This window comes from Streptomyces sp. NPDC058964 (assembly GCF_042741275.1).
In the GTDB taxonomy this organism is placed as follows: Bacteria; Actinomycetota; Actinomycetes; order Streptomycetales; family Streptomycetaceae; genus Streptomyces.
In genome coordinates this window covers 31,253-45,784 of the sequence record NZ_JBHYKH010000012.1, presented here as the reverse complement: position 1 = coordinate 45,784, position 14,532 = coordinate 31,253, and the positions used below count along the sequence as shown (strand labels likewise).

Below are 14,532 nucleotides of genomic sequence, written 5' to 3'. Positions count from 1 at the left end.
GACCCGAGCCGCCCGTCCGCCCCGGGCGCGTGTGGCCGCACTGGGTGTCCTTGCCTCCGGCCCCTCGCCCTCGGCGCAGCACGCGCATAGGACACGGGCCGCCCCGTCGCGGACGGCCCGCACAACACGGCGCCCAGGCACCGGCCCGAGTGCTTCCGCCTCGTAGGAGCCGTGGTGTTCCCCGGCCTCACGCAACGGCACCGTCAGCCGGGTGGACTGCCCATGGCCCGGTTTTCTCGGCAGGACGGATTCGTCAGCGTCCGGGCAGCCGCTCCGTGACCTCTTGCAGGATCCAGCCGTTGCCGTCGGGGTCACTGAAGGAGGCGTAGGTGGCGTACGTACGGCCGTCCGGGTCAGGCCCGTCGACGCGCACCTGGGCGCCCGTGTCGTAGACGTTGTGGTAGACCTCGCTCACCTCGACACCCCTTTTGAGCAGGTCGGCACGGGCCGCCTCGATGTCACGGACCACGAGGTAGAGGCCGTGCGCGGAGCCCGGTGCCGCGGGGGTGATGCCGCGGCCGAAGTGGATCGAGCACTGCGACCCGGGGGGCGTCAGCTGGATGATCCTGAATTCCGGGCCGGCCTCGTAGTCCGCGTCGAGCCGCCAGCCCAGGCCCTGGTAGAAACGCAGCGCGCGGTCGACGTCCGCGACCGGGATGGCGGTCACCTCGAGCTTCATGTCCATCGTCGGCTCCTCGACCTGCTGTGACTGTGGGGTGCTCATGTCGACCTTCCGTATCGGATGTCCGGTCCTGGTCCTGGCTCCGAGCTGTGGAAATCCCGAGCTCCTGCTCCAGCCACCCGTGGACCGAGTACGTGATTATTGTGATGTATAGGACTTAAATCATCAGACCGGACACGGTCGCGCGACGCGTGTTACCGGCCGTGGCGTCAGCAGGACCGGAGAGGCGTGGTGCGACCGGCGGACCGACGTCGTTCGGGTTGCCGGCTGGTAGAGCAGACGCGCTGTCGCTACGAAGGTCACGAGGCGCGTGGACTCTCAAGGGACAGCAGAGCCGAACCAGGCGCGTGGACCGAAGCATCGCTCCCTACGGTGGCCCGTAGGGAGATGCTGTTCGTGCCGTCGAGTCAATGAGCCCGGCGTTCAGGCGTGGCCGGGCAGGCGGCCGAGTGGCTCACGTCCGAGCTACCCGGCCGCCCTGCCCTTGCTCAATGCGTCCAGCCCGTGTCCTGAGGATCAGCGGAGGCTGCGGAAGCCGTTGCGGACCTCGTTGACGAAGAGTTCCGGCTGCTCCCAGGCGGCGAAGTGGCCGCCCCTGCTCAGCTTGTTGTAGTGGATGAGGTTGGGATAGGCCTGCTCGGTCCAGGACTTGGGGGATACGTAGAGCTCGTCCGGGAAGACGCTGACGGCGGCGGGCAGCTTGACGCCCTTGACGCCGAAGAACGGAGTGCGGTTCTCGGCGTAGAGGCGGGCGGCCGAGATCGCCGTGTTGGTCAGCCAGAACAGGGTGATGTTGTCCAGGACGTCGTCGCGGGTCAGACCCGTGGTCTCTCCGGCGAAGGCGCGGGAGATCAGATCGAGACTGGCCGCGTCGTGGTCGAGCATGAACGACGCCAGGCCGACGGGGGAGTCCGCGAGACCGGTCAGCGACTGCGGCCGCGAGCCCATCATGTAGGCGTAGTAGACGTGCCGGTAGACGAAGTCCAGCTGCTCCACCGCGGCCTTCTCCTCGTCGGACAGGACGACGCCGGCCGGGAGCGGGTTGCCGGCGGCGACCGCCTGCTCGATGGCGGGCGGGAACACACCGGGCATGTTGACGTGGATACCGGCCAGGCCTTCGGGCTCCTGAACGCCCATGAGGTCGGTGACGACGGCGCCCCAGTCGCCGCCCTGGGCGACGTACTTGGTGTAACCCAGGCGCTTCATCAGCTCGCCCCAGGCGCCGGCGATGTGCTCGGGGTTCCAGCCGGGACCGGTCGGCTTGCCGGAGAAGCCGTAGCCGGGCATCGACGGGATGACCACGTGGAAGGCGTCAGAGGCGTCACGGCCGTGGGCGGTGGGGTCGGTCAGCGGCTCGATGATCTTGAGCTGCTCGATGATGGAGCCCGGCCAGCCGTGGGTGACGATGAGCGGCAGCGCGTTCTCGTGCTTGGAGCGGACGTGCAGGAAGTGGATGTCCAGCCCGTCGATCTCGGTGATGAACTGCGGGTAGGAATTCAGCTTCGCCTCGACCTTGCGCCAGTCGTACTCCTCGGCCCAGTAGCGGGCCAGCTCCTGGATCGTGGCAAGCTGCGTGCCCTGTGACTGATCGTTGACCGTCTCCTTCTCCGGGAAGCGCGCCGCCCGCACCCGCTTGCGCAGCTCCCTGAGATCCGAGTCCGGGAACTCGAAGGAAAACGGCCGGATGGCCTTGTTGTCAGGCGTGACAGACATGGTGAGATCTCCTCAAGGTCTCAATGGATAGGGGAAGTTGGCCGGCACCACCGACCGCACGGGCGCAGCCGTGGGAAGACAGATCGAGGTTTCGGCGGTGCCGCGCGACCTGCTTTGTTCTCCGGTGCGGGCCCGTGTGCCGGTCAGTCGTGGTCGGTCTTGGTTTCCGCTCCGGCTACCGGGCGGTGTCCGCAGGGACTTGCCGGCCGCGGTGGGTCTCCAGCAGCCTCAGCCAGACCTCGCTGATCGTGGGGAAGGCGGGTACGGCGTGCCAGAGCCTGTCGATCGACACCTCGCTGGTGACGGCGATGGTCGCTGAGTGCAGGAGTTCTCCGACGCCGGGCCCGGCGAAGGTGACGCCGACGACGGTGTTGCGGTCCAGGTCGATGAGCATGCGGGCCTGTCCGCGGTAGCCCTCGGCGTACTGGTGCGCGCCCGCAACGTGGGAGAGGTCGTAGTCCACCACCTTGATCCGGCGTCCGCTCCGCTCCGCGTCACGCGTGGTCAGGCCGACGGAAGCGACTTCCGGATGGGTGAAGACGACCTGAGGCACAGCCGCCTTGTCGGCGGTGGCCACATGGGCACCCCACGGTGCGTCGTCCACCTGCTCGCCCTTGGCGCGGGCGGCGATGACGGCGCCGGCGATCCGGGCCTGGTACTTGCCCTGGTGGGTCATCAGGGCTCGCTGGTTGACGTCGCCGACGGCGTAGAACCAGCCGTCGGCGACGTCGGTCACTCGGAAGGTGTCGTCCACCTTCAGCCAATCTCCCGGGGTCAGACCAATGGTCTCCAGTCCCAGGTCCCAGGTCCGCGGGGCTCGTCCGGTGGCGAACAGGATTTCGTCCGCAGCCAGTTCACCGCCGTCTGCAAGCCTGATCCGGACCTCGTCGCCCTCCCGTGCCAGAGAGGCGACGGACGTTTCGAACCGGATGTCGACACCCGCCTCGCGCAGCCCGTCGGTGACCAGCTCACCGGCGAAGGGTTCCATGCGCTGCAGCAGTCCGTCCTCGAGAACCAGCATGGTCACCCGCGAGCCGAGCGCCTGCCAGGCAGTAGCCATCTCGACAGCGACGACACCGCCGCCCACCACGACCAGACGGTCCGGCACGCGGTTCGAACTCGTCGCTTCACGGCTGGTCCAGGGCCGTACGCCCGCCAGGCCGGGGACAGGGGGGACGGCCGCGCTGGTGCCCGTCGAAACAGCCACCGCATATCGAGCCGTGAGGCGGATCGTGTCGCCTTCATCGGTCAGTACGCTGACTCTGCGGGGCCCGTCCAGCCGTCCGTGGCCGCGAATGAGATCGACCGACACCGAATCGAGCCAGTCGACCTGGTCGTCGTCCTTCCAGTAGGAGGACATCCTGTCGCGGTGCGCGAGGACGGCCTTGACGTCCAGTGGTCCGGCCGCCGCGTGGCTCAGCCCGGGCACCCGGCGGGCGTCGGCCCGCGCCACCACCGGCCGCAGCAGCGCCTTGCTGGGGTCACAGGCCCAGAACGAGCACTCGCCACCGATCAGGTCACGCTCCACGATTACGGTGCTGAGCCCGGCCGCGCGGGTACGCTCGGCCACGTTCTCACCGACTGGCCCTGCACCGATGACGATCACGTCGTACGTGCGGGTGGTCTCGCTCATCTTTTTTGATCCGTTCATCACTGCTTGTTGTTCGGTTCGCCGGCTTGGCTCGTCTGCCGGCCCTGTGCGGCACCCCGGACACCCGCGCAGGGATGGGCGGTTGCCTCCCCGTGAAGTGCGGGGATTGCCGGGGTGATGCGCCTTGTCGACTCGATGCGTGATGGTCAGCGGCCGGGGAGGCGGTTCTTGACTTCCTGGAGGACCCAGCCGTTGCCGTCGGGGTCGCGGAAGGTGAGGTAGCAGCCGTAGGAGGCGCGCTCGGGGTGGAGGCCGGGGAGGCGCTGTTGGCCTTCGCCGTGGTGGGTGGCGTCGCCGTTGTGGTGGCCGTGGTGGAGGAGGCCTCCGGCGTCGTGGAAGACGTCGCTGACTTCGATGCCGCGGGCGGTGAGTTCCGCATGGGCTTCTGCGATGTCGGGGACGATGAGGTAGAGGCCCTGGGTGGAGCCGGGGGCGGCGGTGGTGATGCCGGTGCCGAAGATGATCGAGCACTCCGAGCCGTTGGGGGTGAAGTGGACGATGCGGAAGTCGTCGGTGGCGGTGTAGTCGACGTCCAGCCGGAAGCCGAGCTGCTCGTAGAAGGCTTTGGCGCGGTCCACGTCGGAGACGGGCAGCACGATGAGTTCGAGTTTCAGGTCCATGGGGGTTCCTTGTTTCTCCGGTGGGGGGTGCCGACTGTGTCGGTGGTGACGTTTTCTGCGGTGGGGTCCGGCTGAGCGGTGTCCGCGGTCCCGGTGGCCGTGGGTGCCGGGTGCCGGGGTGGGGGTGGTCGGCCGGTGTGGCTCGATCCGTGTCAGGAAACCTACTCCGCACTTAACTCGTGTACAAGGTAATCGGGCACGAGGAAAGTGTGACATGGCTATCTGTATATCCGGGCATAATCGCCGCACGCGACAGTGCCGCGGAGCCGGCCGCCATGGATCGCCAACACCTCAGGCGCCGGACTTTGCGACTAGAGTTCTGGTGAAAGCCCAGGTAGAAGAAGGTTCAGCCGATCTTGGTGGCTGTCAGGCGGGTGGCCCGTGCTCGGCATGGAGGTGCTTTCACATGCCCGACGACGACGTGCTCCTTCTCCTCGATCAGGACGGCACGGTGACGGGGTGGGGCCGATCGGCAGAGGAGATCTTCGGGTGGTCCGCCGCAGACGCCGTTGGCCAGTCCGTGACCGCGCTCCTGCGCAAGGCCCGCATCGTTGACGGACAGTCGCTGGGGACGGCCGCTCTCCTGGTCAGGCCCACCCTCCAGGACCGCTCCGTGGTCTGGCAGGTACTCGCGACGGGGGACGACGCGGCGCCGCTGCGAGCGACTGCGCTGGAGGCCCTCTTCGCGCATTCCCCGTTGGACCTCAAGATCTTCGATGATCAGCTGCGCCTCGTGCGCACGAGCTCTCCTGCGGGCAAGCGGCCCGGCGTCGCGGCGTCGGCGGCAGGCCCGCTGGGCACACCCTTCACCGAGGCATGCGGCTGCGTCGCTCCGGAGCAGGAGGCCCGCGTCGCGCGCAGCGTCCTTGAAGGCGCAGAACCGGTGCTGAACCGCGTCGTGCCCAGTACCGAGGTATCAGCCCGGTACGGCCGCCATCTCCGCTCCGTTTCCTACCTCCGCCTGGAGGACAGCGGTGGTACGGCGCTCGGATTGCTGGCATGCGCTGCCGACGTCACGGCCCGAGAAAGAGCACAGCAGTGCCTCGGCGCCTTGAAGACGGTGCGCACCCACATGGGGCACCGGCTGAGCCTCATGGATGCCTGCCAGGAGTTCGTCGAGGCCGTAGTGCCCGATTTCGCAGCCACTGCCGTGGTCGAAGTGGTGGAGAGCGCGGTCCGCTGCGAGGACGCCCTCATGGCGCCGGTCGGCCCGGGCGTCCTGCTGCGCCAGGCGGCCGTCCATGGGCGAGTGCCGGCTTCCAAGGCCGGAGCAGTGCGGCCCCTGCCGTCCGGCACGCCGTTCTCGCAGGTTCTGTCCGACCTCCGGCCCCGGCTCGTGCCGGTCAGCCGGGACAGCGCCTGGCTGGCCGCCGACCCCGTGCTGGCAGGCATCGTCAAGGAGTCCGAGGCCCACTCCTTGATCGTGGCGCCGCTGGCGCTGGACGACCGGGTGCTGGGCATGGTCACCTTCTGCCGGCACGGGCACGATGACGCCTTCGCGGAGGACGACCTCGCCGTCGCGTCCGCCATGTGCGCCCATGCGGCGCTCTGTGTCGACAGGGCCTACCTGTACATGCGCGAGTGGATCATCATGTCCACGGTCCAGCGCAGGCTTCTGCCCGGGCAGTTGACCGACCAGCCCACCATGCAGATCTCCTCCCTGCACATCCCCGGCGCCAAGGGCGGTGGCGCGTGGTCCGATGCGATCGCACTGCCCGGCTCACGAACCGCCCTCGTCGTCGGTGACGTGGCGGGACAGGGCATTCCCGCCGCGATCACGATGGGACTGCTGCGGACGGCCATCCACACGCTCGCTGCCCTGGACCTTCAGCCCGATGAACTGCTGGCCCGCTTGAGCGACACCACGGCCCAGCTCGTCGCCGCCCGCGCCGCGCTGCCGCCCATGGACCCGCTCATCCATGAGCCACTCACCGCCGGCTGCACCATCGCCGTCTACGACCCGGTCGATCTCACCTGCACGATCGCCCGTGCCGGCCTCCCAGAACCCCTCGCGATCTTTCCCGACGGCACCTCGTCCGTGCGGCCCGTTCCCCCAGGGCCTGCACTCGCTGCCACGGACACCGCCCCGTTCCCCGCGACCACCATTCCCCTCCCCGAAGGCAGCACACTCGCCATGGGCACGGCGCAACTGGCAGATGAGGTGCTCTCCTCATCAGGCACACTGCGGCCCCTGCTGGACGACGCATGTGCCGTGCCTGTGACGAGCTTGCGCGACACAGTGGAGCACGCCTACACACAGCGCGAACCGGTGAATGAGACGCTGCTCCTGCTCGCTCGCACCAAGGCGCTGCCCCCCGAGCGGGTGATGACCTGTGCCCTGCCGGAGGGCCCGGAAGCCGCGCCGATCGCTCGCCGAGCTGCCCGTGGCCAGATGGAGGCCTGGGGCATGGACGAGGAAACGGCGTACACCAACGAGCTCATCGTCAGCGAGCTCGTCGGCAACGCAACCCGCTACGGCGCTCCTCCACTGCGACTCCGCCTGATCCGGGGACGGATGCTGACCTGCGAAGTCACAGATGCCGCACCCAGTGCTCCCCACGTCAAGCACGCCCGCACCATTGATGAGTCAGGGCGGGGGCTCTTCATCATCGCGAGTCTCGCCGAACAGTGGGGAACCCGATACACCACCGAAGGAAAGATCGTTTGGGCGGAGCAGCCGACCGGGACGAACACATCCTCTGCATGAACCGCACCGAACACACCTCCCGCACCGGGTCGATGCGGCGGCGAAGCCGCCGTAGGCGCGCCTTCTTCTAGGGACGCTTCTCTGACAGGGACAGCCGATCCAGGGCATCGCGCAGCATGGCGCGCGAACTGATGCCCAGCTTGGGGTAGATCTGGTAGAGGTGAGCGCCCACCGTCCGGTGGGAAAGGAAGAGACGTTCCGCGATCTGCTTGTTGGTCAGGCCAGAGGCGGCCAGTCGAGCTATCTCCGACTCCTGGGGAGTGAGCTTGTGACTTCCCGACGTCGTGTTCCGTCGCTTACTGGCACCGGCGGCCCGCAGTTCGTTCTGGGCGCGATCGGCCCACGGCTTGGCCCCGAGATGCGAGAACGCAGAGAACGCTGCGTTGAGCGGCTCACGGGATTCTGCGGTGGCCCGGGCACGCCGCAGCCGTTCGCCGTAGGCGAGTCGGACACGAGCGAAGTCGAATGCCCATCGCTCGGCGCCGGGAACCGCCAGTGCCTTGGCGAACAGGGCAAGCGCCTCGTCATCATCGGCGGTGCTCAGGGCAGCCGAGGCTTCGGTCAGCAGCGCGTGGCGCGAGGAAATCGCCGACACGCCCGCTTCCCGCATCGCGCGGACGTGGTCTGCCGCCTGCGCCTGACGGTTGCTCCGGACGGCGGCCTCGACCAGGTCCATGGTCAACCAGAGGGCATGCGGTACGTGTGAGGCGAGACTTCCAGCGGGGCTGACAGCATTCGCGTGCCGGTAGGCGCCGGCGTGGTCGCCGTGCCCCAGCGCTGCTACGGCCGCCGCGTGATGGGCGTAGTGCGCAGCGCAGAACGCCCCTCGAGGTGTGGCCCAGTGGATGATTCGCTCAGCTGTCGCCTGCGCGCTGTCCGCATCCCCCCGTGCGGCACTGAGGATGGCCTGGATGTAGAGGAAGTACCAGGCGAAGGCGCTGTACCCGTGCGACTCGCACAGCTGGACTCCCTCGTCGGCCAGTCGAGCAGCCTCGTCCCACATACCGGTGAGGTAGTCGTCCAGGCACAGATGGATCAACCCGGAGAGGTAGCGGCGGGCCGGTCCGCCGTCGCGTCCCATGCGAACCACCCGCCAGGCTGCGTCCCGTACGTCTCCGAGCCGGTCGCTGTAGAGGGCAGCCGTACCGGTCCGCGTGACATGAACAAGATCGGTTGCACTCGCCAGCCCTGCTATGAGCTGGTCGAGCTCGCCCGAAGCCATGGCTCCGGTGCGCGCCGGGTCGGAGAACGTCTTCCCCAGTGCGGACAGGACGGGCGGCACGTCCGGTGTCAGTCTCTCCAACGCGCGGTAGTAGGGCAGCCACAGGTCACGCCGGGCACCGAAGAAGGACACCAGGGCCAGCGTGTGAAGGGCGTCGACAAGCGCCTTGTTCCGGGAGTCGTAGCCATGCGCCCCGGTTTCGATGGCACACACCAGCAGACTGTGAGCCGTCTCGACGTCGCCGTCCCCGTTGAGGATGAGAAGAGCCGTGGCTGCCGCGGAATGCAGGGAGCTGTCCACATCCCTGGCGGCGCTTCTCGCGTCGTCCAGGATCCTGCGGGCACGCGGCAGCGCTCCCGTCGACTCGGCGCCGACGTAGGCCGCCTCCGCAAGTCTGCGGCTGCGGTCCGGGCCCGGAGGGGTGAGGTCCGCCGACCGGATCAGTGTCCGCATACCGCCGACCGCGTCTCCGCGGTGCAGTGTGATACGCGCTGCCTGCTCCAGCAGGAGGGCCACTTCCTCGTCCGGCTCCAAGGTGGCTTCGCCCAGATGCCAGGCACGGCGCTCGATCTGGTCCACCAGAACCTGAGCGAGCGCCGAGTGCACAGCTCGCCGCTCAGCGCTGGTGGAGTTCTCGACGATGGCTGACCGGATGAGCGGATGGCGGAACCGCAGTCGTCGGGACCCCTCGTCGATGTACACCAGTTGGTAGCGCTCGGCCGCGGCAAGATCGTCCAGGTCGAACCCGGCGTTCGCCTGCCGTGAGGCTGCCTGCAGGACGCCGAGATCACCCACACCCTCCAGCGCCGCCAGCAACAGAAGACGTTGCGATGGCAGTGGCAGTTCGGTGACCCGGGCGCCGAACACGTTCTCCAGGCGCTGGGTCAGCGGCAGCACGGTGGGGAACTCGTCGCGTTCCGGCACCCGCATGTCCGGCAGGGCGGCAGGCAGCTCCAGCAGCGCCAGGGGGTTGCCGTGCGCCAGCTCCAGCAGGCGCTGGCGAGCGCCGGCGAGAAGGCCGGGAAATCTCGTACTGACCAGATGCGCCGCCGAGTCCTCGTCCAACGGCTGCAGCAGGTACTCAGGCAGGGCGCCGCCGTCTTGGAGGCTGCGTGATCCGTTGCGCGAGGCGGCCAGGAAGCTTGTGCGAATACCGGGCGCGCGGCGCGCGGCGAAGCCGAGTACGGCCGCGCTGGCCCGATCGACCCAATGAAGATCGTCCACGATGACCAGCAGGGGGTTCCCGGCGGCCACCGACCTCAGCAGCAGCAGTACCGCGTTGGAGACGACGAGTCGTTCCGGTGCGGGCCCGTCCTGGAAACCGAGTGCCACCCGCAGGGCATCGCGGAAGGGCGCCTCCAGTTCGCCGATCGCCTCCTGGAAGGGGAAGAGGATCTGGTTGAGACCGGAGTAGCTGCAGTTCGCCTCGAATTGCACACCCGCAGCCCGCAGGACACGGGTTCCCTCCGCCCGGGCGGCCTCGCCGATGGCATCCAGCACCGCCGTCTTCCCGACGCCTGCATCTCCCGACAGCAAGAGGGCCCCGCCGCCACGTCCGAGGTTCAGAAGATCACGGACCCGCTGCAGGTCGTGGTCCCGGCCGACCAGAGGACTGATCGTGCCGGGTGTGTAGGACTCACTACCGATCACTACACGCTCCATTGCTGTTCGCGGCCCGAAAGGTTGAGCCGGGGGAAAGCCTTGTGCCGCGGTGCGTCAAAGGCGGAGGGACAGTGGTTGGCCAGACAGCAGCCGCCGTCGGCCCGACGGCAGGGGAGCACCGGTGAGACGGCTCCTAGCCTGCCTGGATGAAGCATTCCGGGGCGTTGACCGGCGGGTCGAAGCAGTCCGCCGGCACGGGTGCTCCATGGGTGCGCACCACCGGCACGACGCCGGCCTGTGGACGGTCGGGATCCGCAGGGTTGCGGCCGGGGCCGCCGCTGCGGGTGGCCGATGCCTCGTTCAGGCCGGGTGCCAGGCCGGCGATGACCGCCGGCGGCGGGATGTTCGCGGGACGAGAGTAGCCGGGGCGGCCCGACACAGCGTGTTCGCTCAGGGAGTGCCCGGCGCTGATGCGTTCCAGCCGGTCGCCGACCGGGCATCGGGAGCTGATCGACGGCCGGTGGCAGGCCCGGGCCGGCCCGAGGCTCTCGAGATGTGTGACGGTCGGACACGCCTCGAGCCCCGCAGCTTTCCCTGCACGGCGCAGTGGACTGGAGCCGGTGGAGCCCGCGAAGCCGTGCGGGGAGATCCGCGCTTCTTTGCGTATGTACAAGGACCGCTTCACCGCAGGCGCGCCGTCGAGGGCGGGCCTGAGGCGGCATGGGCAGTCCGCGTCAAGGAGCGTGTGGACCGGCTCATGGTGGTGTCCGGGGCGCTTACAGCCATGGGCCGGGGCGGAACGGTCAGTCGCGAGAGACGCGTCGCCACCGACGGGGGAGGAGGGGCGGATGGTCAATCCCTTTGCACTAGTGCATAATGAATTTTGTGGTAGGAGAATACACGTTTAGTGGACAAGGTGCAGCGGAGATCGCTGCGAGCATCGAACGCGCGATCGGCCAGGGCGCGTTGGCGCCAGGCGCCGCCCTGCCCCCGCAGCGGGAGCTTGCCGCCGAGCTCGGCGTGAACCCCAACACCGTGGCCGCCGCGTACCGGCGTCTGCGCGAGCGCGGTGTGATCGAAACCGGGGGCCGACGCGGCAGCCGGGTGAGGCCGCGCCCGGTCACCACTGCGCGCGATGCAATCCGCCTGGAGGTACCCGCCGGAGTCCGCGACGTGTCCGCGGGCAATCCGGACGTCGCACTGCTTCCTCCGCTCGGCGAGGCACTGGCCGAGGCCGCCGCCCGGCACGCCAGGCATCCGATGCTGTACGGCCAGCCCCCCATCGACGATGAACTGGGCCGCCTGGCCCGCGCCGCATTCGACGCGGACGGCGTACCGGACGGTCCGGTTGGACTTACGTCCGGGGCGCTCGACGCCATCGAACGTGCCCTCGTCGCACATCTGCGGCCGGGCGATGTGGTGGCAGTAGAGGACCCCGGCTGGGGCAGCCTCTTCGATCTGGTCCCCGGTCTCGGCCTGCGGACAAGGCCGGTCGGCGTCGACGACGAAGGGCCCCTGCCACACGAGGTCGACGCGGCTCTCCGGCACGGTGCGCGGGCGCTGGTCGTCACCGGCCGAGGACAGAACCCGACCGGTGCGGCGGTCTCGGCCGCCCGCGCCGCCGAGCTGCGCGCCGTCCTTCGCGACCACCCGCACGTACTCGTCATCGACGACGACCACGCCTACGGACTCACCGGGCTGCCCCTGCACCCGCTTGCCGGCAGCACCGAGCACTGGATGCTCGTCCGCTCAACGGCCAAGGCCTACGGTCCCGACCTGCGCCTTGGCGTTCTCACCGGCGATCCCGTTACCGTCGACCGAATCCGCGGCCGGTACCGCCTGGGACCCGGCTGGGTCAGTCACCTGCTTCAGCACACCGTCGCTCACCTCTGGCGGACGGAGACGCTGGACCTCGCAGCCGTCTCGTCCTCCTATGCGGCGCGCCGCGAGGGCCTCGTACGTGCGCTCGCCGAGCGTGGCATCACGGCCCATGGACGCAGCGGCATGAACGTCTGGGTGCCGGTGCCTGATGAAACCGGGGTCGTGACCCGGCTTCTGCAGGCCGGCTGGGCGGTCGCTCCCGGCGCACGCTTTCGCCTCGGTTCCGCACCCGGCATCCGTGTCACGGTCTCGCCGCTTGCCGTCCATGAAGTGCCCGGCCTGGCCGATGCCATCGCAGCCGCGGTTCGACCACACGGCGCGGAACGCTTCGGGTGACGCGACCATCGCTTCGAGTCCGCCGGACCGGTGGCGCACGCAGGGTTCGGCTGTGCACGCAGGCCCGGCTGTGCACGCCGACGGCCGTGCCGGTGTCCGCGACCGTCGGCGCTTCGACGAGCGCCGCGATGGATCCAGGGCTGCGGGCCGGATGCATTCGGCCCGGCAAAAACGGCCCTCAGCGATCGAAAGCCCGGTTCAACGCATCGATGATCTCCACGGCGGCCCCACGAGCCGGTCGCGCCGACGGCAGCGTGCCCGTCAGGACGAGATCGTCTACGGAGCTGCCGTAGTGCACCGCAGAAACGCCCACACCGGCCGAACGCAGCTTGGCCGCGTATGCCTGCCCAGCGTCTTGCGCGCCGTCCGTCTCCGCGGTGACGACGAGTGCCGGGGGCAGTCCTGAGAGCCGCTGCTCGGTGGCCTGCAGCAGGTCGCAGGCCTCAGCGTGCTGTGCCTCATCCGTCGTGCACTGGCTCCGAAAGCGCCGCGGGACGATGCGTTCCTCGGCAAGCGGACGAGAGGGGGCAGCGCCCCAATGCGACAACGGGTAGAGCAGAACCTGCAAGACGAATGAGATGTCCCCGCGCTCCTTGGCCAACAGCGTCAGCGCAGCGCTCATGTTGCCGCCCCCGGAGTCGCCGGCGACGGCGAGCCGAGCGGAGTCCATGCCGTGCCCGGAACCATGGTTCGCCACCCACCTGGCCACCGCGCCGCACTCCTCCAGCGCGACGCCGTAGCTCGCCTTGGGCGCCGGCGTGTACTCGGGGAACAGGACGGTGGCGTGCGCTCCCACAGCCAGTTCACGCACCAGCCGGTCGTGAGCATGCGTGTCGTCGGCCCCCCGGCCCGCGCCGTGAAGATACAGAACCGCGGGCAGCGGGCTGTCGACCCCCCTGGGACGCACGATGCGCACTGCGACGCTGCCCTTGGGACCGCCCGAGATGGCGGCCCACTTCTCTTCCACATCAGGCCGCGCCCGATCGCCGGACTCCGGCTCTCCGGCGTCCTGGTTCGATGCCCAGTCGGCGGATGACGGCGGCAACGTGGTCGGCTCTGCCAACGCACAGGCTGCCGGCTCGAGAGCCGGTCCTTCCGCGGCAACGACATGATCAGGCATCACACACTCCTTGCGAGCACCGAGGCACAGGATTCACCGCTGGGGCCCCTCACTGATCGCCTTGGGTGCTGCACCAGTGCAGATTCGTCACTGATGAAACCTCCGCGCAGACGCCTTCGCCATCGGTCATTTGACTGTGAAGTCGGAGCCATGACCGCGCACGCGCAGTTGTTCGCGACGGTGCCGGGGGCGCACGTTCGATGGACAGAATTAAAACGTGCGCAATCTAATTGCGTCCATTGAACTTGTGGAGTACAGTGATGGTACGCGACGACCCGGCACGAGAGAGGGGCCGTGATGACCGGCACCAAGGCTGCCCCGCGCAACGCCGCACAGGCAGGCGAAGCCTCCCTGCTTCTCGAGGATCAGTTGTGCTTTGCGCTGTACGCAGCGCAGCGGGCGCTCACGAATCGCTACCGGCCCCTGCTGGAGAAGTTCGATCTGACCTACCCCCAGTACCTGGTGATGCTGGTGCTGTGGCAGCACGGGTCCCTCCCGATCAAGCGGCTGGGCACGCTCCTGGAACTCGACTACGGCACCTTGACGCCGTTGCTGAAGCGCCTCCAGGCCCATGGGCTGATCCAGCGAGAGCGTCAGGTGGACGACGAGCGTTCAGTACTGATCACCCTCACCGAGCAGGGGAGCGAGCTGCGCGAGCGCGCCCGCGTCATTCCCGCCGCCATCGGTGAAGCCGTCGGTTTCACCGAGAAGGAGAGCAGGGACGCAAAGGCCCTCCTCGAGAAGCTGAAGGCCAACATCTCCACGGACGACTGACGGGCGCTCCCTCGGGTGCTCCGTACATCGCTCCCGGGTCCGTTGCACGGCCGACGCTCTCGCCCGCGAGCGGAGCCGGGGACGGGTCGAGGTCACGACCGCGGTGCCGAGGAAGGTTCCTGTGTGCACCACAACCTGGAAACGGGGGGGGGGAGAGGGAGGGGGGGCGCGGGGTCTGGCGCGATAGCTAGTAGGGGGCGGGCGCGGCGGCGCGCCCCGCGCCC

General features: G+C 68.8%; 10 protein-coding genes. 3 read left to right on the top strand and 7 right to left on the bottom strand.

What is annotated here, in order from left to right; all coding sequences use genetic code 11:
• Positions 1-253: 253 nt before the first annotated feature.
• The 4 genes from ACFW2E_RS03030 to ACFW2E_RS03015 all read right to left on the bottom strand — a co-directional run bounded on the left by ACFW2E_RS03030 (position 254) and on the right by ACFW2E_RS03015 (position 4,666).
• Positions 254-724, bottom strand: coding sequence for a VOC family protein (locus tag ACFW2E_RS03030; protein WP_384460447.1), 471 nt, complete (start codon positions 722-724; stop codon positions 254-256).
• 474 nt (positions 725-1,198) lie between these two features.
• Complete coding sequence (locus ACFW2E_RS03025; RefSeq protein ID WP_384460444.1) at positions 1,199-2,395, bottom strand: epoxide hydrolase family protein; 1,197 nt, start codon at positions 2,393-2,395, stop codon at positions 1,199-1,201.
• Positions 2,396-2,570: 175 nt separating this feature from the next.
• Complete coding sequence (locus ACFW2E_RS03020; RefSeq protein ID WP_384460441.1) at positions 2,571-4,028, bottom strand: dihydrolipoyl dehydrogenase family protein; 1,458 nt, start codon at positions 4,026-4,028, stop codon at positions 2,571-2,573.
• Between the two features lie 164 nt (positions 4,029-4,192).
• The gene (locus ACFW2E_RS03015; protein WP_384460438.1) at positions 4,193-4,666 is read right to left on the bottom strand and encodes a VOC family protein; all 474 of its coding nucleotides are present in this window, start codon (positions 4,664-4,666) and stop codon (positions 4,193-4,195) included.
• Positions 4,667-5,072: 406 nt separating this feature from the next.
• Between ACFW2E_RS03015 and ACFW2E_RS03010 the strand changes: the two genes are divergently transcribed.
• Positions 5,073-7,373, top strand: a complete 2,301-nt coding sequence (locus tag ACFW2E_RS03010; protein WP_384460436.1) for a SpoIIE family protein phosphatase — start codon at positions 5,073-5,075, stop codon at positions 7,371-7,373.
• Between the two features lie 67 nt (positions 7,374-7,440).
• Here ACFW2E_RS03010 and ACFW2E_RS03005 read toward each other — a convergent pair whose 3' ends face one another.
• Positions 7,441-10,245, bottom strand: a complete 2,805-nt coding sequence (locus ACFW2E_RS03005; protein ID WP_384460433.1) for an AAA family ATPase — start codon at positions 10,243-10,245, stop codon at positions 7,441-7,443.
• A gap of 145 nt (positions 10,246-10,390) precedes the next feature.
• Positions 10,391-10,870, bottom strand: a complete 480-nt coding sequence (locus ACFW2E_RS03000) for a hypothetical protein (RefSeq protein ID WP_384460430.1) — start codon at positions 10,868-10,870, stop codon at positions 10,391-10,393.
• A gap of 203 nt (positions 10,871-11,073) precedes the next feature.
• Between ACFW2E_RS03000 and ACFW2E_RS02995 the strand changes: the two genes are divergently transcribed.
• Positions 11,074-12,414, top strand: coding sequence for an aminotransferase class I/II-fold pyridoxal phosphate-dependent enzyme (locus ACFW2E_RS02995; protein WP_384460427.1), 1,341 nt, complete (start codon positions 11,074-11,076; stop codon positions 12,412-12,414).
• A 178-nt stretch (positions 12,415-12,592) separates the two neighbouring features.
• On the opposite strand, the gene ACFW2E_RS02990 is transcribed toward ACFW2E_RS02995, so the two are convergent.
• Positions 12,593-13,534 (bottom strand): alpha/beta hydrolase, encoded by a 942-nt coding sequence (locus tag ACFW2E_RS02990; RefSeq protein WP_384460424.1) that lies wholly within the window; start codon positions 13,532-13,534, stop codon positions 12,593-12,595.
• Between the two features lie 297 nt (positions 13,535-13,831).
• Between ACFW2E_RS02990 and ACFW2E_RS02985 the strand changes: the two genes are divergently transcribed.
• Positions 13,832-14,308, top strand: coding sequence for a MarR family winged helix-turn-helix transcriptional regulator (locus tag ACFW2E_RS02985; RefSeq protein WP_384460421.1), 477 nt, complete (start codon positions 13,832-13,834; stop codon positions 14,306-14,308).
• Positions 14,309-14,532: the final 224 nt, after the last annotated feature.

Coding starts and splice junctions, on each gene's coding strand:
- ACFW2E_RS03030 (WP_384460447.1), bottom strand. CDS start 724: ATGAGCACCCCACAGTCACAGCAGGTCGAGGAGCCGACGATGGACATG.
- ACFW2E_RS03025 (WP_384460444.1), bottom strand. CDS start 2,395: ATGTCTGTCACGCCTGACAACAAGGCCATCCGGCCGTTTTCCTTCGAG.
- ACFW2E_RS03020 (WP_384460441.1), bottom strand. CDS start 4,028: ATGAGCGAGACCACCCGCACGTACGACGTGATCGTCATCGGTGCAGGG.
- ACFW2E_RS02990 (WP_384460424.1), bottom strand. CDS start 13,534: ATGCCTGATCATGTCGTTGCCGCGGAAGGACCGGCTCTCGAGCCGGCA.
- ACFW2E_RS03015 (WP_384460438.1), bottom strand. CDS start 4,666: ATGGACCTGAAACTCGAACTCATCGTGCTGCCCGTCTCCGACGTGGAC.
- ACFW2E_RS02985 (WP_384460421.1), top strand. CDS start 13,832: ATGACCGGCACCAAGGCTGCCCCGCGCAACGCCGCACAGGCAGGCGAA.
- ACFW2E_RS02995 (WP_384460427.1), top strand. CDS start 11,074: ATGAATTTTGTGGTAGGAGAATACACGTTTAGTGGACAAGGTGCAGCG.
- ACFW2E_RS03010 (WP_384460436.1), top strand. CDS start 5,073: ATGCCCGACGACGACGTGCTCCTTCTCCTCGATCAGGACGGCACGGTG.